The following is an 18,691-nucleotide window of genomic DNA, read 5'->3' on the forward strand; positions in this document are numbered from 1 at the left end:
GCTATATAGCATGAGTTTCATTGCGATAGATTTAGACGGAACATTATTAAACGACCAGAATGAAATTAGTGAAGAAAATATAAAGGCGATTCAATATGCCCAAGATAGAGGCTTTGAAGTAGTTATTTCAACAGGACGAGCTTATTTTGACGTTCAAACAATTTGTGAAAAAGCCGGGATTTCCCCATTTGTAATCGGGACAAATGGCGCAACCATCCATTCCAAAAGCGGAAAGTGCATTTCTTCAATTACGATAACTAAAGATTGTGTCGAATCTATACTCCAATGGTTAGATGAACGGAATTATTATTACGAAGTGTTTACTGATAAAGCCATTTATACTCTTAAAAAGGGTAGAGAACATTTCCATAATGAGATTAAAAGTTTGAAAAGCGCCGATTTGAATACAGATATGGAAGAATTAGTTGAAGTAGCGGAAAGGCAATTTGACCAGTTTGGATATGTTTTAGTTGAAAACTATCATGATATCTTAAAACAGGAGGAAGAATTCTATAACATATTGGCATGTTCTTTTGATAAAAAGAAATTAGAAGAAGCATGGAACCAATTCAAACAGTTTGATGAGTTGATGGTTGTTTCATCTGCTGATCACAACATTGAAATTACTAGTAAAAGAGCTTCAAAAGGAATGGCCCTTGAAAAATTGGCTTTTTTGATGAATGGCTCCCTAGATCAGGCTATGGCAATCGGGGACAGCAACAATGATTTATCCATGTTCCAGAAAGTTGGATACAGCGTAGCGATGGGAAATGCGAAAGATGTCATAAAAGCTGTTTGTACAACGACAACCCTTAATAATGATGAGAATGGGGTAGCTTATGCGATTTATCGATATATGGAGAACTTCGTGGTTCAAAAATAAGTGTCAATGCCGAAGGAGAGAGCGATAAAATGGCATGGATATATATCATAATCGCAGGACTTTTGGAAATCGTCTGGGTGATCGGTCTTAAATATTCTCACGGATTCACCAAAATTATACCTAGTATAGTAACGGTAGTTATTATAATCTTTAGTTTCTTTTTACTTTCAAAAGCTTTACATTCCATTCCCTTAGGAACTGGTTACGCCATTTTTACTGGATTGGGAACGGTGGGAACAGTAGTAATTGGGATGCTTTTTTTGGGAGAGACCATTAATCCACTGAAAGTATTTTTTATGGCTTTAATGATATTAGGGATAATTGGAATAAAAATCAATCCGGCACAACCTAAACATTAAAGGAAATGATATGATTTATGCAAGGTTAGGGGATGATTCAATGGCTTGGTTTTTTCTTCTTATTGCCGGATTTGCCGAGATTGGCAGTGTTATAAGCCTGAAACGTGCAGACGGGTTTAAAAAATTACTCCCCTCTGTAGCGTGTCTTTTTTTGGGGAGTTTAAGCTTTTATTTTCTTTCTTTGTCATTAACTTCTATTCCAGTGGGGACTGCCTATGCAATTTGGACCAGTATCGGCTCTGTTGGAAGTGTTTTAGCAGGAATGATCTTCTTTAATGAACCTAGAAGTTTAAGATTAACCCTATTTATTATGTGTATTATTGCAGGGGCAGTAGGTATTAAAATGACTTCTGGACATTAAGGTCAGGGTATTAAATGGCAATAAGTAGATAAAGAAAAAAGTTACGATACCTATGGATGAGAAGAGTGATGAAAACTATTCAAGATTGGTAAAAGAATATCCTTTAATAAAGTGTTAGTTGCTACAAAGGAAGTGTTTTGGTCAAATCCTAAATATGAACCATTTTAAATTGGATTAAAAAAACTTCCACTTAATGAAAAGGATGTAAAAGATGCTGAGGAAAGGTTAAAGCGTTTTGCTAATAACACACATTTCAGATAAAGTAAACAAAAAAGGTATGCAATATTGTATATAAAATCGTGTAAAAACTGTTTTTTATAACATAAGACAGTCATTGATAAGATTGTAGAGCTGAATCCCTTGGGTCTTCAAGATTGCCAACCATTGAATAAATCCAAACAATTCTTTTTTTGCCATTATGGTATCCTCCTAATTTTCTTATAAAACTTTTATTTTAGTAGAACCGATATTATCGGCCCTTTAATTGTTCAACTAATGATTACTAATTCTAAATTGAGTCTGACATTCAGACCATGCCATATATAAAAATAGACCCTGACTATGTCAGGACCACATGTTAAGAAAACGTAATGTATGCAGTTAAATTCCAAAAATTAAATGTCCATTGAACTCTTGCTGATTCACTTCATAAAGCTCATTGTTCACGTCTGCATGAAGCTGTAGGTCTTTACGGTATGGATTATACCTATATAAACAATAAAAAACACCAATGCTGGTGACTGTGTATTTATACATAGCAAGGCTTGATGGTGCAGGGATTTGAAGATGGTAACAAACGAAAGGACCAAAAAATTTGGTCCTTTTTTGATGAACAAGATTGTTATTTAACAAAGCCTAATCGTAAAAAAAGCAATCCCTAAATTCCTGTCCAACCTTTCCAGAAAAAAATTACACGTTGAACTCATTTTCTAAAAGTGGATGTCCCAGAAGTAAAACTTTTGGGGCATCTCTTTTTATTAGTTAAGTTCATCTAAAGACTATCAAATAAGGGTTATATAGGCTTTTACTAGTTTTTATTGACAATGATAATCATTCTCTTTATAGTATTGATTATCATTCATAATTTCATACTACTTTTGGAAAGAAGGCATTTCTATGAAAACACGTAGAATCATCGCAAAAATTCATTTATGGCTTAGTATGCTAGCAGGTGTTTTTATTGTACTGATTGGCTTAACAGGAAGTTTGCTTGTCTTTGAACCTGAACTAAACAGCATGCTGCATCCTAATTTGTATAAAGTAACAGAAGGAAAAAAAGTTACGTACCAGCAAGCCTTGCAGGTTGTATCAGAATCACATCCAAAAGGTCAAATTGACCGTGTATACACTCCAAGTGAACCTAACGCTCGAGGAGTTTACCTATTCCGCCTTAAAGAAGGAGAAGAACAAAAAAACATATTTGTCGATCCAGGAACAGGATACATAAACGGAGCATTAGGGGATAAAGCATTATTTAATCTAATAGCGGAGTTTCACGAAAAGCTGCTGTTAAAAGATTTCAATGGTGATAAAATCATCGGTACAATTGGATTTATTTTCTTTTTTATTACATTATCAGGATTATATTTATGGTGGCCGGGGATTAAAAAATGGGCGCGTGGGTTTATTTTAAGACGTAATGCTAACCCTTATGTACGGCAATATGATCTACATAAAGTCATTGGTGGAGTTTCCATTCCGTTTTTATTGGTTGTTTCGTTAACAGGAGCACTTTTTGTGTATGATGAAATGATTTTTGGTTGGTTTGGTGCAAAAGCAAAGGTAATGCCTCCAGAAGAGCAGCTTATCTCAAAAGCCCTTCCCACTGGAAAGCTTCCACTTGATGAATTGATAAGTAGAGCTGAAAAAGCAGTACCTCAGGGAACACTTATGCAAGTTAGAATGCCCGAAAAGGTGGAAAGAGGAACTCCAGAAGGCGCAGTGGAATTTCGTCTCAGCGGTTCATTCGATCCAGGGAATGGAAATGTAAAAGTATGGTTAGATCAGTATAGCGGAAAAGTAGTGGGCAAGCTAGATCCACGTGTTAATAGTGGGCTTATGTATCAAACATGGCACTTTCCATTACATACCGGTAGTTTTGGTGGCTTATTTACTAAAATTTTGTATGCTATCGGTGGTCTTACTCCATCTATACTGATGTTCACTGGTGTCTATATGTGGTGGTATAAGAAAAAGAACAAGAACAAACGGAAACAGAAAATCGACTCGAGAGCCGTAGCATAAACACACGGCGATGTGAATCCCTTGTAATCTTATCGCTTATATCCATGTCAAGTAAATTTCAAGAAAAATTATTTACTCCCGGATCGAAGGCCGGGAAGTAGACGTATATTTAATGGGCAGCAGTTTTACCTTAACTTTAATAGCTTTATAAAATGTCCAATTCTAATATTATGGAATCGGGCATTTTTTCATGCATGAAAAACATCAATTTCCCCAGTAAGAACTGAAGTATTAGGTTCCTGTATTGGTATCTAATTTCCAATGGATATAGATATGATTAGCAAAATATCCTACGCAATGTATAGCCATTTATACTCATCATGTAAAGGTTGATATGATACACGATTTGGTAGCATACTTAGATTCACATCCAAATAGTCTGCTAACTCTCTTTGCGGTGGAAGTTTTGTGCCTGGAACTAAACGCCCCTCTATAATGTTACATTCTACTGCTTAGCTAATGCCTGATAAAATCGGTCTATCTTCTCGATTTAATGTCGGCTTCCATGTCATTGAATATTTTTCAAACGGATTAATAGGCACAATCCTCATCCTTTTTTCATACATTTATAAAATTGTATGGCAACAAATTCAAATCCATAAATTCCTTTAAGTATTCTTCCATAATCGAGCACGATTTTTAATGAATAAAGGACATTACCTATTTGATATAAACTAATATGTAATGTCCTTTAATTTTATCTATATTTTTTAAATGTAGGTCTTGATAAACAATGATATGCGGCAAATAGACATATTTTCCCTAATATTACCCAATTAATATATGATATCGATAATAGATCAATAAAGGCCTAGGTCAACTGGATGCACGAAGATATAGTATTCTCTAGTGAAAAGGAATGGAGAAAGCTCAAATAAATAACTGATTGCTCAAAAAAACGTATTTCGGTCCATTAACAGACATTTACTTTTATTATTTAGATAGTTAAAGTTATAAACAATAATAAAAACTTACTATTCAGTATTATTTGAAAAATAAAAGTGGAGGATCGGATGAATACAAAAGTATTAGTAATAGGTCCTATAGATTTAGTAGAACTAGTGTTTACTATCGGTCAATCGTACTCTGACATTACCATGTTACCTGCACCTTACAAACATGAACAGGAAACAATAGATGTGATTAAAAGAAGAGTCGACGAGGCGGATGTTTTATTCTTTTTAGGCATAATTCCTTATCAAATGGCAAAGAATCAAAATGTTAAAAAGCCTATGGTGTTTATTCCCTCAACAGGAACATCCTTGTATCGTACTCTTTTTAAGATCATTACAGAAACTTCTTTTAACCCAATCAAGGAACCGTTAAGGATTAGTATAGACACATTGCCAAATAGAGAAGTAAAAGAGTGTTTTGAGGATTTAGAAATATATCCAGAAAAGATGTTTCTGAAAGCTGATCAAAAAGCGGATGAATTGGTTCATTTTCATTATGAATTATGGAAAAATAATCAAACTCAGGTGGCCGTTACCTGTGTTAAATCCGTATACGAATCGTTAAAAGGGCTAGGGGTACTAGTATTCAGGGTTCTCCCTACTATGTCCGCCATTCGAACTAGCTTGAATAATGTCCTTTTGGAGGGGAAGGCCTTGCTTCAAAGCGATACACAAATTGCCATTGGAATCCTGCATTTTAATAATTTGCTTTCTTCTTTAAAAAAGCCCATATCAGAATATGGAGAACAGCGAAAAAAGGCTGCACTTCAAAATCTTCTAATCGATTTTTGTGAAGAGGTCCAGGCTATTTTTGACTGGTCAGAACGAGATGAAGTCCGATTTATAACCACTCGGGGCGCCATTGAAAGGACTACCCACAAATATAAAAAAGCACCGCTATTAGATGAGATAGCCATGAAAATTGATGTAGAGACCACCATTGGAATAGGATTTGGACATACAGCAAACGAAGCGGAAGTGAGTGCTCGTAAAGCACTTATGAAAGCGAGAGTTAATAAACCGAGTTGCTTTGTGGTTGACATGGATGGAACTGTTTTTGGGCCAGTCGGAAAAGATGGGAAATTGAAATATTCTTTGCGGAGTGATGACCCACATCTAATGAATTTAGCAAAAACAGCTGGGCTCAGTATTGCAACCATAAACAAATTACTTTCCTTTTGTGAGTGCTTTGGCAATAGGTGCATCACTTCAAATGATCTTGCTAACGGATTAGGTTTGACCATTAGGAGCGCTAGGAGAATCCTGAATACCCTTGAAAATACGAATTTAGCTGTCATCGTGGGTGAGGAACAGCCCATTAACCGGGGGAGACCCCGACAGTTATATGAATTTCAATTTTCCAGGGAGTCAGTCAGATAGGATTTTTATTATTCATACTAGTGAAGAAAGGGGTAATTTAATGAGAATAGCAATTGGTCAGTTGGCTCACGAAACGAATACGTTTTCTCGGGTAAGAACGACAGTCGACTTATTTAAAGTATGGGAATGGACCCAAGGAGAGGAACTTCTCGATAGGCATACTGGTGTATTGGATTATTTGGGTGGGATGATCCATCGGGGAGAAGAGCTAGGGATTGAAATTGTGCCGACCTTTGCAGCCATGGCCAATCCATCAGGAACGATAACACCTGAAACGTTTCAAAAAGCAAAAAATCTATTAATATCAAGCATTATGAATTCGGGCAAACTGGACGGGATTTGTCTATTTCTTCATGGAGCAGGAGTAGCAGAAGGAATTGACGATATTGAAGGTGAGATTTTATCGGAATTAAGAAGCATTTTGGGATCAGAAATACCAATCGTAGCTGCATTGGACCTCCATGGTAATATTACGGAAACCATGGTTAAAGAAGCAGATGTACTACTCGGCAATATAGATTACCCTCATACGGATTCCTATGAAAGGGGGATAGAAGCGATTGATGTAACTGCTTGTATCATTCAAGGTAAAGTTAACCCGGAAATGTCTCTAACTAAATTACCATTACTTATTCCTACTACTACTTCCTACTATTCTCCAATTAAAGAAATCAATGAATGGTGCCAGGAATGGGAAAAGCATCCTAAGGTCCTTGATTGTACCTTATTTCACGGCTTCCCATATTCAGATATCCCTCACGCAGGAGTTTCAGTAATTGCCATTACGAACAATGAACCCTCATTAGCACAAAAAATTTCAGATGATATAGCTGTTAGAATTTTTGAGAAGAAAGATGAATTTTTTCCTATATTGCCTTCACCAAAGAAAGCCATTACATATGCTTCCTCCCAGAAGGAAATGCCCATCATCATTAATGAAGCTTCCGATAACCCTGGTGCAGGTACACCAGGAGATGGCACATTTTTATTGAAGGAAATGATTGAAGCAAACATTCCAAATAGCTGCTTTGGATTTATTTTTGATCCAGGAGTTGCGGAAATGGCGCATAAAGAAGGTGTGGGTTCCCTAATTCAAGTCGAATTAGGCGGTAAAACAGATACATTACACGGCAGCCCTCTAAAAATATCAGCTTATGTAAAAAGTCTATCTGATGGCAAGTTTATTCAATCCTCACCGATGTGGAAAGGAAGCAAAGTGAACCTGGGTAGAAGTGCAAGATTATTGGTTGGAAACATGGATATCATTGTATGCTCTGTAAATTCCCAGACTTTTGATGAACAAGTTTTCCTCCTTCATGGAATAGATGTTGAGAAATCAAGTATTGTTGGTTTGAAATCATCTCACCATTTTCGCGCAGCCTTCATGCCTATTGCTAAAGAAATTATAACGGTTGACTCGCCTGGGTTAAGCAGTGTGAAGTTATCAACCTTTGATTACAAGAATATAAGCAGACCGATTTACCCTTTTGATCCTATTTTAAATCATCAATTAGTCTAACTAAGTCTAACTAATATATAGAGGATGTGGTCAAATGCTTGACGTGATAATAAAAAATGGAAGGGTTTATGATGGAACAGGGAACCCTTGGACGAAAACTGACATTGGAATCAAGGATGGAAGAATTACTTTTATGGGCAATTTAAGCAGCGAACAGGCAAAGCAAACTATAGATGCCAATGGGTTGGCGGTTTCACCAGGATTTATTGATCCCCATGTTCATTCCGATTTACTTTGTACTGTTCCTGAAGTTCATAAAATAAAGTCACTTCAGGGTGTGACTACAGAATTATTTGGGCAGGATGGTATTTCTGTTGCTCCTGTATCGGAAAAAACAAAGCCGTTATGGAAAAAACAATTAAGTGGACTAAATGGCGATATTGGGGAGTGGCCATGGAATAGCATTGATGAATATTTTTCATTTCTAGAAAAGTCAAAAATGATAGGCAACGCGGCTTACCTTGTGCCTCATGGCGCGGTTCGTTCCTTGGTCATGGGATTTGAGGATAGAGTGGCTACTAAACAAGAATTGGAAAAAATGCGTTTGATGGTCGAGGAAGGAATGCGTATGGGAGCAGTAGGCTTGTCCTCAGGATTAGTTTATCCCCCAAATGTTTTCTCCAATAAGGAAGAATTGATTGAAATATGTAAGGGTACTGCGAAATATGACGGCTGTTTCGTTGTCCATATTCGGAATGAAAGCATTCACTCTTTATCAGCTTTGGATGAAGTCATAGATGTTTCCAGACAATCCGGTGTAAGATTACATATTTCCCATTTTAAGATAATTGGCCAGGGAAATAGGGATAAATTTAAGAAAGCGCTGGACAAGATGAATGCCGCTAGAGAGGAAGGTATTGAGATTACCTTTGATCAATATCCATATTCAGCCGCTTCAACCGTTTTTCATGCCATACTTCCACCTTGGATGCATTCAGGGGGAACGGAAGAAACGCTAATACGATTGAATATTCCAGAATTCAGAAAAAGAATCTCAGATGAATTTAAAACAAACACAGAGTATGAAAATTGGGTTTTGAATTGTGGCTGGAAAAATATCATTATTACCTCCGTTCAAACGGATTCTAATAAATGCTTAGAAGGTAAGGACATGATTGAAATTTCAGAAATCAGGCAGCAATCCCCTGAAGATGCCGCATTTGATATTCTCATTGAGGAAAAAGGGAATGTAGCAATGGTTATTCATTGGGGATTTGCGGAAGATGTTTTGCTGAGTATGTGCCATCCACTGCAAATGGTAGGATCCGATGGGATTTTTGGAGGTAAACCGCATCCCCGATTATATGGGACATTTCCGAGAGTATTAGGCAAATATGTTAGGGAAGAAGGAGCTTTGACGCTTGAACAAGCGATTCGTCGAATGACAGGTGCTCCTGCGCAGCTAATGAGATTAAAGGATAGGGGATTAATTAAAGAGGGATATCAGGCAGATATTGTTATATTTGATCCTTTAAAAATTAAAGATCGAGCTACATTTGAAGAGCCGCTATTAGAGCCTGAAGGCATACATGTGGTTTATATAAATGGAAAATTAACCGTTTATCATGGGGAATACACAGGAGCACGAGAGGGGAAGGTAATTAGAAGGTTCCAAAGTTCAATAGATAAAGTGGCAACATTTCAAGATCGATAGATAATCCCTATTAATTTGCCCATGGAAAGAAAAATGAAGGATTAGTAGAAAAAGGGAGGAATAAGATGAAGCGTTACATTGGAGGGTCCCAAAATAAGCACTTTATATTATTTTTGCTGTTCGTTGGTTATCTGGTTGATTATTTGGATCGGATGGTCATGAGTGTGGCTGTTGTATCTATTAAGGAAGAATTTAATTTGGATGCTGCTGCTGTCGGGGCAATCTTGAGTAGCTTCTTCTTATCCTATGCTATCATGCAAATACCAGGAGGATGGCTAACAGATAAACTGGGTTCGAGAAGAGTCTTAATATGGTCCATCATTGTATGGTCTGTTTTTACCGTATTTACCGGTTTTGCCTGGTCTCTTATTTCGTTACTTGTCATACGTTTTCTCTTCGGGCTTGGTCAAGGAGGATATCCTTCAGCTTCCCAAAAGGGGATAGCGGATTATTTTCCCCGGGATGAAAGGCCAAAGGCTTCTGCTTACTTGATGTCATCCAATTACTTTGGGATGGCACTTGCCCCACTAGTGGCTGCGCCGATGATTTTATTTATGGGCTGGAGAAACATGTTTTATGTAATCGGATTGCTAGGAATATTGTTAACGATAGCTTTCTGGGTATATTTTAAACCAAATGAAAGCACTGCTCCATTAAAAGACAATAGAATTCCAATGAAGGAATTGCTGATGAATTCCGGCTTGTGGAAAATAACCGTCATGTGGTTTGCTGCCGGAATAGTAAATTGGGGACTTTCTTCCTGGATTCCATCCTATTTGATGGAAGCAAGAGGAATGGATCTGTTGTCCATGGGTTTTTATGCAGCGTTACCGGGTATTTCTACTGGAGTTGCTATGTTGTTCAGCGGATGGCTTCTTGACAGGTTTTTTAATAACTTAGAAAAATATTATGCAGCATTTGGCATGCTCATGTCAGGAATATTCCTGTATATGATGTTTACCTCGACCTCCCTTGTAGCAGCTATGGTATATTTGAACCTTTGTATGGTCTTTAAAAGCTTTGCCTTTACAGTTGCCTTTGCTTTGCCGCATAAAATCATGTCTAAACAGGTTATCGGTTCCGCAATGGGAGTAATTAATATGGGGGCACAGGCAGCAGGGTTCATATCACCTCTTGTCATGGGCTTTATAATCACCCTTACAGGATCCTACAATGGCGCCTTTTGGTTCTTAATCGCTTGTTCCGCCATTTCTATAATTGCTGCGCTATCCATTAAAAAGAATAATCATATGGAGCAACCAAAAGATGTTGACTTATTAGCATAGTACATGAAAAGGCGACGCATACCTGCCAAAAACGATAACAATATGAAAATTCAAAAACCCCGGGGTGGCTTTCAAGGCCAACTCCGGGGTTTTTGAATTTATTTAAGAAGACTCAAAAATAAGCAGGTTTCTCTTTTTCCTTCCCTTCATTGAAATATTTGTAGTTTTTTCTAGTATCCTCAGCTACAGTACAAGCCGTTTTATAATAAAGACATATCATATAACGAAGGGGAAATCTTGAAAAACTTAGAACATGCATTTATTCTTCTATTGTTTTTTCATCCATGGAATCCCATCTCTCTAGAAACAAATTTTTAAAAAAGGAGACGTTTAAGGAATGTGGCCTATTGACAATGGTAAGGGAAGGAAACAACAGCCGAATAAAAATACAATGCTGTCCCGGCAAGAGATAACAGCCATTGAGTCCTGGATATCTCAAATAGGGATATTCCAATTTTATATAACTGCTGGACAATTAGTATCTACCGCCAGAAAAACGCTAAAGTTCAAGTATAAAATGATCGGGCATGGTTTTAACCGAGTCGTCTATGATTTAAATAATGGATATATTTTAAAAATTGCATTGTCAGAAGTAGGACTAATAAGCACTGCAAATGAAGCCTATATATATAATAACTGTAATGAGGAAGTCAAAAAGTATTTATGTCCAGTTAAGGAGCATGGGACGGGCTGGATTATCATGAAGAAGGTGGACACGAAAGTGCCGTTTGCAATCAAGGAATATAGGAAACTGATCAAGGTGGAATTAAAATTCATAAGGCACGGTATTATACCAATAGATTTGCGTTTAGATAATGTCGGATATAACGAGAATGATGAAATGGTCGTCCTTGATTACGGTCTATTCACCATGGATCTCAAAAACCCTGTACTGCGATGGTTTGTTTGATGATGTGTCTATCCAAAGAAAATATAAAATTGAAATTACAATCAAGTGGTTAGGCGAAGCGGTGAATCTTGTGGGCGTTCTTGATTTTATCGAATTGTCTAAATGAAAGAAGCATGTTACGAAGGGCTTTTTTGTGCAACATGCTTTTTTATCTGGTTTAAAGGATCATAACTGATGACACAACACTTGCCACTTTTTTATCATTTTGAAATAAATCTGCGAGTACATAAGCAGTTTTTTTTCCGATTCGGTCTACTTTTGCTTCAACCTGTACGTCTCCTAATCTCACTGGTCGATGAAAGGTAGTATGTAAATCAATGGATGCGAAGGATTGTCCGATACTTAATTTAGATGATATCGCATAAGCCATCATAATATCTGCTGCAGAAGTGACAAATCCACCCATTGCTACACCAATTCCGTTAATAAACTTTTCATCTACTTTCCATACACCTCTCGCAATTCCATCCTGGGCATAATTTGCTTCAATCTGTAACGTTAGATCACAATTCGGAGGTTGTTTCCCCTCTGTTAAAACTTGTAAAAGTTCGTGTCCTTTAAGTGATTCTCCCATTAAATTGCCCCCCTTGAAAAAGTTGAAACTACAGAATATTCTAACATATATCCTGAAGTTAAATGTCAATGAAAATGTTAAATTTACAAATAAAGTAAATAAAAATGAAGAAGGGAGCGGATTTCTAAAAATCAACTGGAATGTTTTTTGAGGGTTTGTAAAATCTAAACGTTGATTGGAACGTAGGGTACTCGCTTTCCGCGGGCGGTCCCGGGAGCCTCCTCGGCTTGCGCCTGCAGGGTCTCCACTAGACGCGCTTTTCTAAGCAGGAGTCTCGAACACCCGCTCCAATCAACTGTAATGGATTTTTAGAAAAAAACTGTAGGCATAATGGCTTTTCTTCGAATTTGCCTACCTTCTTATAGTTTTTTTGCTTTTTAACTAAAAGGCATATTATCTGATTGAAATTTGAAGTTATTAATTATCAAAAAAATCAAAAATCTCCTTCTTTTTCTAATTAAATTGTGATAGTGTATAAAACAAAGAAGGATTACCTTCATCATTTTTAGAATAAGAAGTATTTAATTCGTCGGAAAGGGGTAATGTTTTGGAACATCTTCCTTTTAAATTATTGGTAAAGGAAAAATTTGACCATTTATCGGCAGGTCAAAAAAAAGTTGCCGCTTACCTGATTGAAAATTTGGATGAAGCCGCCTTTAAAACGGCATTTCAAATTGGTCGGGAAGCGGAAGTTAGTGAAACGACGGTCATTCGGTTTTCCTATTCATTAGGATTTGAAGGGTTTAGTAAAATGCAGGCCAGAATTCAAAAACAGCTGCTGCACCAAAATCATATAGACTTATCCAATAGTGATTCCATTCTTCGCATTGATGACAAGCAAGACCCATTTACCAAAGTGATAGAAAACGAAATTCATATTTTAAGACATCTATTAGATCATACGAACGTTCAGGATATATGGAAAGCAGTCGATGTCTTGATCCAGGCTGACCAAATATTAATTGCAGGGCATCGCATTTCCCATGCTGCCGCCTATTGGTTCTCCTATACGCTAAGTTCATTAAGGGAAAATGTAAGTTTATGTTCACCAACAGGTGACTTCTATGAAAAGTTTTGTAACCTTACTAACAAGTCTGTGATAGTTGTTTTTTCCTTTCCGAGGTATGCGAATGAAACATTAAAAGTTGCTGAATGTGCAAAAGAACAAGGAGTTTGTTTAATTTCAGTTACAGACCGCCTTCTGTCACCTGTTGGCCGCATCGCTGATATTGCATTGACAACTGAAGAAAACGCAGAAACCGGAACCAATTCAATCGCTTCCGTCATTAGCTTATTGGACTTGGTTATTGCAGGTATACATCAAAAAGACGAAAAACGGATCCATACCCATCAGCAAAAATTAGAAAGGTTATATTCAAGTTATGAAGTGTTTAATGAATGAGTTTTTAATAAAGTTAAAATTCATGTAAAGGAGGAGGTGCTTCATTATGAACCCGATTCAATATATTGATCAGCATCAAGAATCATTGATAAAGTCCTACCATGACCTGCATTCTTTGGCTGAGCCAAGCTGGCAGGAGGAAAAAACGTCTTGCTATATATTAAAATGTCTTAGGAAAGCGGGAATAGCCACAAAAACATTTCAGAGCCATCATGGAATCATTGCCGAGATTCCAGGCATTTCAAAAAAGGTTGTGGCATTAAGGGCTGATATGGATGCGCTTGTTCAGGAAGTAGATGGAATTGTAAAGGCCAATCATTCATGTGGACATGACGCACATAGCACAATGGTTTTATATACAGCATTGGCCATTGCCTCCAGTGGAATCCGGCCTAAACACACTCTCCGATTTATATTTCAGCCTGCGGAAGAAAAAGGTGAAGGCGCTCTTCAAATGATCAATGATGGCGCATTGGAGGATGTTACATATTTATTCGGGGTACATGTAAGACCCAGTACGGAGGTTCCTTATATGAAAGCTTCCCCCGTCATTGTCCATGGCTCTGCCGAAACAATAAGGGGAACAATCAAAGGTATTCAGGCCCATGCATCCCGACCGCAAGATGGAATAAATGTCATCGAGGCAGCGGCTTTGCTTATACAAAAATTACAGCAGATTAATCTAGTTACCGAAACTCCTTATTCCATCAAAATGACTCAATTTGAAACAAACAACAAAGCATCAAACGTCATCCCGGAAACAGCTGGCTTTGCAATTGATGCCAGAGCACAGTCAAATGTTGTAATGAATGAACTAAATAGCTTAACAAAGGAAGCTATTGACCAGACAATGGTGCAAACTGGTACATCCATCTCCTGGTCTGCGGAAGAATTTGTTCCAGCTGCGACCTTGCATGAAAAAGCGATAACGCTGGCTGAAATCGCAATAGGAGATATCATTGGGACGGAAAATGTCGTTCCAGTTTGTGTTTCTCAAGGAGGAGAGGATTTTCATTTTTATACAGCCCAAAATCCTGATATAACCGCAACAATGATAGGATTAGGCTGCGATCTAACTCCTGGTCTGCATCATCCGGATATGAAATTTAATTTACAAGCACTTATTTATGGAACGAAAATTTTAATTAACACAGTAATGATGGCGACAGAAGAAGAGAATTTTTCACTATAAAAATCTAATGAAGAGGTGTTTCATGAAAAATACCGCACTCGCATCACAAACGGATGTCCAAGCAGCTTCTGATGGAAAACAGCTGGAGCGCAAGCTCAAACCAAGGCATCTTTCCATGATTGCAATCGGCGGAACCATCGGAACGGGACTATTTTTAGCGAGCGGTTCCATCATTCATACCGCGGGTCCTGGAGGAGCTGTAGCTGCCTATATAATTGCCGGGATCATGGTTTTCTTTCTGATGACAAGCTTAGCGGAAATGGCCGCCTTTATTCCTATTACAGGCTCTTTTAGCACATATACATCAAGGTTTGTCGATCCGGCTTTAGGATTTGCGATCGGATGGAACTATTGGTATAACAATGCAATCGTAGTCGCTCTGGAATTAGCAGCTTCCTCCCTGATCATGAAATTTTGGCTGCCTTCTGTCCCGGGCATCATTTGGAGCGCATTATTTCTTGCAATCATATTTGGCCTGAATATCTTATCGGTAAAAGGATATGGAGAATCAGAATTCTGGTTTGCCATTATAAAGGTTTTAACGATTATCATTTTTATAGCAGTAGGATTATTAATGATTTTTGGAATAATGGGCGGTCATGCCGTAGGTTTTGAAAATTTCACCAAAGGGGAAGCACCGTTTAAAGGTGGCTTTTTATCCATAATAAGTGTCTTTATGGTGGTTGGATTTGCTTTTCAAGGCACTGAGTTAGTAGGAATTGCGGCAGGCGAGAGTGAAAACCCGAGAAAAAATATTCCCAAGGCTATTAAGCAAATCTTCTGGAGACTGCTCTTGTTTTATGTATTGGCGATCATTGTGATTGGATTTTTAATCAGCTATGACGATCCGCGTTTGTTAAGCTCGGATATTGAAGATATTGCGGTAAGTCCCTTCACATTAGTTTTTCAAAACGCAGGGCTTGCCATAGCTGCCTCCGTTATGAATGTGGTCATTCTTACTTCTGTTCTTTCAGCAGGCAATTCCGCTATGTACGGAGCTTCTCGCGTTCTTTGGGTGCTGGCGAAAGAAGGAAAAGCACCTTCGTTTCTAAAAAAAGTGAATGCAGGCGGCATTCCAGTGAACGCTGTGTATTTTTCTACCATCGTTGGGATGGCAGCCTTTCTAACCTCTCTTTTCGGTGAAGGCACTATTTATACTTGGTTATTAAATGCTGCAGGTTTATCTGGTTTTATATCCTGGTTAGGAATTTCGATAACACATTATCGTTTCCGGAAGGCGTTTATTGCACAAGGAAGAGATTTGAAAGATTTGCCTTATGTTTCAAAATGGTATCCATTCGGTCCGATATTAGCCACAATTTTATGTGTTACAGCTATCCTGGGACAAAATTACTCTGCTTTTTTCGGCCCTGAGATTGACTGGTATGGAATTTTAATTTCTTATATCGGGCTTCCTTTATTTCTCCTGGCTTTTCTAGGCTATAAAATCGTAAAGCGAACAAAAAGGATTCCATTGCAAGAAGCTGATTTCAGTAGTCAGGAATGACTTCTTTGTCAAAAAGATAGGGAAGTACTACATTTTATATTAAATAAGGGGTTAAGTGCCTAGCCCGACAAGCGAACAGCCGTTTAACTAACTTGACCAGCTTATGGTTGTTTGGGCAATAAAGGCGCTTAGGCTTTTATTAGGAGGTTGACCATGGCGAAACCACAGGAAATTGTAATTCGTTCCCTTCATCGAATTGAAGAACTTGAGGAGGTAAGAAAGCTAGAATCTAACATTTGGGGAGATACTGATTCAATCCCCTCACACCAAACCATAACAGCAGTGAAAAACGGTGGTTTGGTTTTAGGAGCTTATTGCGAGGGTCAGCTGATTGGATTTCAATACAGCTTTCCGGGTTTTAATGGTAAATCAGCCTATCTTTGTTCACATATTCTAGGCATAGATGAGCAATTTCGCAACAAAGGTATAGGGGAGAAGTTAAAGTTAGCCCAACGTGAGGAAGCGTTAAAGCTCGGCTATTCCCTTATTACCTGGACTTACGATCCTTTAGAAAGTATTAATGGGTATTTGAATATAGCCAAGCTTGGTGGGGGATGTTCCACATATATCGCAAACTGCTATGGAGAAATGGAAGACCTTTTAAACAGTGGAGTTCCTTCTGACCGCTTTCTTGTCGAATGGCATATTGATAAAAAAAAGACAACGGATTCTAGTGGACGGGGAATTCCACTGGATGTTGTGATAGAAAACTCGCTTATTCAATGGGAGACCATTGAAAAGGGATTGCCTGTTCCATCTTTCACTCTTCCGCTGCCTGAACAAAAATGTGATACAGCTTTTGTGGCCATTCCAAGGGACTTCCGGACAATAAGGGTCACAAATAGTCAAGCAGCCAATGAATGGCGGATGAAAACCAGGGACATATTTACCGATTTATTTCAGCAAGGATGGGAGGTAACAGATTTTATAAAGAATTCCATGACAGAAATTCCCGTTCAGTTTTATGTGCTAACAAAGAAATAAGCAGGTAGATTTTAATAAGAGCCCGTAATTTCAGGCTGCTGTCAGCCTATTTAATAAAAAATTGGTAAGACTGTGTCTTTTAACAGTTTTATCACAAAAGGAGAATTTCCAAGTGAAAATTAAACAAGTTATCCTAAGGCATCTTAAGCTAGACTTGCTTGAACCTTTTACAACTAGCTTTGGGACGGAATACAATAGGGATTTTATCCTTGTAGAAGCAAAAAGCGATGATGGCATTTCCGGTTGGGCTGAATCGGTTGCGATGCTCGACCCTCTGTATAATGAAGAGACCTTAAAAACAAACTGGCATATACTCGAGGATTATCTAATTCCAATTATTCTTAAAAATGAAATCAAGCATCCGGATGAACTCTCTGAAAAATATTTCTCCCATATTCGCGGTAATTATATGGCAAAAGCAGCTTTAGAAGGTGCTATTTGGGATCTGTATGCGAAAAAGCAAGATGCCTCTCTCTCAAGTGTGTTAGGTGGAACAAAAAAGGAAATTGAAGTGGGGGTAAGCATCGGGATAAAGGACTCGATCGATTCGACCCTAGATATGATTGAAGCACGTCTCGGTGAAGGCTATAAACGCTTTAAACTAAAAATCAAACCGGGCTGGGATGTTGAATTAATAGACAAGGTCCGAAAAGTATATCCTGAAATCCCGCTCATGGCAGATGCAAATTCAGCTTATACCTTACAAGATATAGACCGGTTATCCGCCTTGGATGATTTTAATTTAATGATGATTGAACAGCCGCTTGCCTATAACGATATCATTGACCATGCAGATTTACAGTCAAGGTTAAAAACACCTATATGCCTGGATGAAAGCATTCACTCATTGGAGGATGCTAGAAAAGCTATTAAATTAGGCAGTTGTAAAATTATTAATATTAAGATTGGCCGTGTCGGAGGTTTGACTGAATCCAAGAAAATCCATGATTTATGTCTTGAACATGAAATTCCGCTATGGTGTGGTGGTATGCTGGAATCAGGCATTGGAAGAGCGCATAATATTGCAATCACTTCACTGCCAAACTTTACTCTTCCGGGAGATACCGCAGCTTCCTCCCTCTACTGGGCAGAAGATATCATTGACCCTGAAGTTACAGTGGAAAACGGAATAATCATGGTTCCAGAATTGCCCGGAATTGGCTATGAACCAAGCATGGAAAAAATCGATAAGTATACTATAAACAGTCAAACATTTAATTTAAGTTAGAATAGGGTTGAAAGAAACGCCTAGGGTAGTTCCTACCTACAACATCTATTTTCCTTACATAAAGGCATGATTCCCCAAGAAGGGAGCATGCCTTTTTTTGAACACAAACAATAGTGATTGGAAGTACTTGCAATGCTACGACAAAGGTAAAGTCTGCGTTTCGATAAACCCCTATCCTTGAGGAGTAATGCTGATCTTACATAGATAAAATGGTTAATGGCTGATAGTGCATCGGGAATCTCAGCAGGTGGAAAA

16 protein-coding genes and 1 pseudogene are annotated in these 18,691 nt (G+C 38.0%); 15 read left to right on the forward strand and 2 right to left on the reverse strand.

Annotated features, from left to right (window positions below; all coding sequences use genetic code 11):
- From FNK51_RS22765 to FNK51_RS22780, 5 genes and pseudogenes are all read left to right on the forward strand, one after another.
- The coding region (locus FNK51_RS22765; protein WP_220127001.1) for a Cof-type HAD-IIB family hydrolase at window positions 1-883 on the forward strand (883 nt) is incomplete at its 5' end.
- Window positions 884-912: 29 nt separating this feature from the next.
- Window positions 913-1,242, forward strand: coding sequence for a DMT family transporter (locus FNK51_RS22770; protein ID WP_141994774.1), 330 nt, complete (start codon window positions 913-915; stop codon window positions 1,240-1,242).
- A 40-nt stretch (window positions 1,243-1,282) separates the two neighbouring features.
- Window positions 1,283-1,603 carry a DMT family transporter gene (locus FNK51_RS22775; RefSeq protein WP_098373168.1) on the forward strand — a complete coding sequence of 107 codons (321 nt, stop codon included), beginning with the start codon at window positions 1,283-1,285 and terminating at the stop codon, window positions 1,601-1,603.
- A 52-nt stretch (window positions 1,604-1,655) separates the two neighbouring features.
- A pseudogene (locus FNK51_RS27345) lies at window positions 1,656-1,843 on the forward strand (D-serine ammonia-lyase); the annotation flags it as partial.
- An 876-nt stretch (window positions 1,844-2,719) separates the two neighbouring features.
- Window positions 2,720-3,847: a PepSY-associated TM helix domain-containing protein gene (locus FNK51_RS22780; RefSeq protein ID WP_141994775.1), complete on the forward strand. Its 1,128-nt coding sequence runs from the start codon at window positions 2,720-2,722 to the stop codon at window positions 3,845-3,847.
- A gap of 290 nt (window positions 3,848-4,137) precedes the next feature.
- On the opposite strand, the gene FNK51_RS27600 is transcribed toward FNK51_RS22780, so the two are convergent.
- The gene (locus tag FNK51_RS27600) at window positions 4,138-4,284 is read right to left on the reverse strand and encodes a GntR family transcriptional regulator (protein WP_141994792.1); all 147 of its coding nucleotides are present in this window, start codon (window positions 4,282-4,284) and stop codon (window positions 4,138-4,140) included.
- Between the two features lie 576 nt (window positions 4,285-4,860).
- Here FNK51_RS27600 and FNK51_RS22790 point away from each other — a divergent pair.
- From FNK51_RS22790 to FNK51_RS22810, 5 genes are all read left to right on the forward strand, one after another.
- Window positions 4,861-6,180, forward strand: a complete 1,320-nt coding sequence (locus FNK51_RS22790; RefSeq protein WP_141994776.1) for a helix-turn-helix domain-containing protein — start codon at window positions 4,861-4,863, stop codon at window positions 6,178-6,180.
- 40 nt (window positions 6,181-6,220) lie between these two features.
- Entirely contained in the window at window positions 6,221-7,699 is a 1,479-nt protein-coding gene (locus FNK51_RS22795; RefSeq protein ID WP_141994777.1) for a M81 family metallopeptidase, read from the forward strand.
- A 34-nt stretch (window positions 7,700-7,733) separates the two neighbouring features.
- On the forward strand, window positions 7,734-9,353 hold the full coding sequence (locus tag FNK51_RS22800) for an N-acyl-D-amino-acid deacylase family protein (RefSeq protein ID WP_098373160.1): 1,620 nt from the start codon (window positions 7,734-7,736) through the stop codon (window positions 9,351-9,353).
- A 65-nt stretch (window positions 9,354-9,418) separates the two neighbouring features.
- Entirely contained in the window at window positions 9,419-10,639 is a 1,221-nt protein-coding gene (locus FNK51_RS22805; protein WP_141994778.1) for an MFS transporter, read from the forward strand.
- Between the two features lie 337 nt (window positions 10,640-10,976).
- Complete coding sequence (locus FNK51_RS22810; protein ID WP_141994779.1) at window positions 10,977-11,549, forward strand: hypothetical protein; 573 nt, start codon at window positions 10,977-10,979, stop codon at window positions 11,547-11,549.
- Between the two features lie 157 nt (window positions 11,550-11,706).
- On the opposite strand, the gene FNK51_RS22815 is transcribed toward FNK51_RS22810, so the two are convergent.
- A complete protein-coding gene (locus tag FNK51_RS22815) occupies window positions 11,707-12,123 on the reverse strand; it encodes a PaaI family thioesterase (protein WP_141994780.1) in 417 nt (138 codons plus the stop codon).
- Window positions 12,124-12,670: 547 nt separating this feature from the next.
- Here FNK51_RS22815 and FNK51_RS22820 point away from each other — a divergent pair.
- The 5 genes from FNK51_RS22820 (at window position 12,671) to menC (ending at window position 18,436) form a co-directional block, all read left to right on the forward strand.
- Complete coding sequence (locus FNK51_RS22820) at window positions 12,671-13,525, forward strand: MurR/RpiR family transcriptional regulator (RefSeq protein WP_141994781.1); 855 nt, start codon at window positions 12,671-12,673, stop codon at window positions 13,523-13,525.
- 46 nt (window positions 13,526-13,571) lie between these two features.
- Window positions 13,572-14,717 carry an amidohydrolase gene (locus FNK51_RS22825; RefSeq protein ID WP_098373155.1) on the forward strand — a complete coding sequence of 382 codons (1,146 nt, stop codon included), beginning with the start codon at window positions 13,572-13,574 and terminating at the stop codon, window positions 14,715-14,717.
- 22 nt (window positions 14,718-14,739) lie between these two features.
- Window positions 14,740-16,224 (forward strand): amino acid permease, encoded by a 1,485-nt coding sequence (locus FNK51_RS22830; protein WP_141994782.1) that lies wholly within the window; start codon window positions 14,740-14,742, stop codon window positions 16,222-16,224.
- Window positions 16,225-16,377: 153 nt separating this feature from the next.
- Complete coding sequence (locus tag FNK51_RS22835) at window positions 16,378-17,208, forward strand: GNAT family N-acetyltransferase (RefSeq protein ID WP_141994783.1); 831 nt, start codon at window positions 16,378-16,380, stop codon at window positions 17,206-17,208.
- Window positions 17,209-17,320: 112 nt separating this feature from the next.
- A complete protein-coding gene (menC, locus tag FNK51_RS22840; protein WP_141994784.1) occupies window positions 17,321-18,436 on the forward strand; it encodes an o-succinylbenzoate synthase in 1,116 nt (371 codons plus the stop codon).
- Window positions 18,437-18,691 lie beyond the last annotated feature (255 nt).

The sequence above is a fragment of the Bacillus sp. B4EP4a genome (assembly GCF_006680105.1).
In the GTDB taxonomy this organism is placed as follows: Bacteria; Bacillota; Bacilli; order Bacillales; family DSM-1321; genus Peribacillus; species Peribacillus simplex_E.

What these genes read in the sequence shown, in the direction of transcription:
- FNK51_RS22795 (WP_141994777.1), top strand. Translation starts at nt 6,221, where the DNA reads ATGAGAATAGCAATTGGTCAGTTGGCTCACGAAACGAATACGTTTTCT.
- FNK51_RS22800 (WP_098373160.1), top strand. Translation starts at nt 7,734, where the DNA reads ATGCTTGACGTGATAATAAAAAATGGAAGGGTTTATGATGGAACAGGG.
- FNK51_RS22770 (WP_141994774.1), top strand. Translation starts at nt 913, where the DNA reads ATGGCATGGATATATATCATAATCGCAGGACTTTTGGAAATCGTCTGG.
- FNK51_RS22825 (WP_098373155.1), top strand. Translation starts at nt 13,572, where the DNA reads ATGAACCCGATTCAATATATTGATCAGCATCAAGAATCATTGATAAAG.
- FNK51_RS22815 (WP_141994780.1), bottom strand. Translation starts at nt 12,123, where the DNA reads ATGGGAGAATCACTTAAAGGACACGAACTTTTACAAGTTTTAACAGAG.
- FNK51_RS22775 (WP_098373168.1), top strand. Translation starts at nt 1,283, where the DNA reads ATGGCTTGGTTTTTTCTTCTTATTGCCGGATTTGCCGAGATTGGCAGT.
- FNK51_RS22835 (WP_141994783.1), top strand. Translation starts at nt 16,378, where the DNA reads ATGGCGAAACCACAGGAAATTGTAATTCGTTCCCTTCATCGAATTGAA.
- FNK51_RS22780 (WP_141994775.1), top strand. Translation starts at nt 2,720, where the DNA reads ATGAAAACACGTAGAATCATCGCAAAAATTCATTTATGGCTTAGTATG.
- FNK51_RS22810 (WP_141994779.1), top strand. Translation starts at nt 10,977, where the DNA reads ATGTGGCCTATTGACAATGGTAAGGGAAGGAAACAACAGCCGAATAAA.
- FNK51_RS22790 (WP_141994776.1), top strand. Translation starts at nt 4,861, where the DNA reads ATGAATACAAAAGTATTAGTAATAGGTCCTATAGATTTAGTAGAACTA.
- FNK51_RS22830 (WP_141994782.1), top strand. Translation starts at nt 14,740, where the DNA reads ATGAAAAATACCGCACTCGCATCACAAACGGATGTCCAAGCAGCTTCT.
- FNK51_RS22805 (WP_141994778.1), top strand. Translation starts at nt 9,419, where the DNA reads ATGAAGCGTTACATTGGAGGGTCCCAAAATAAGCACTTTATATTATTT.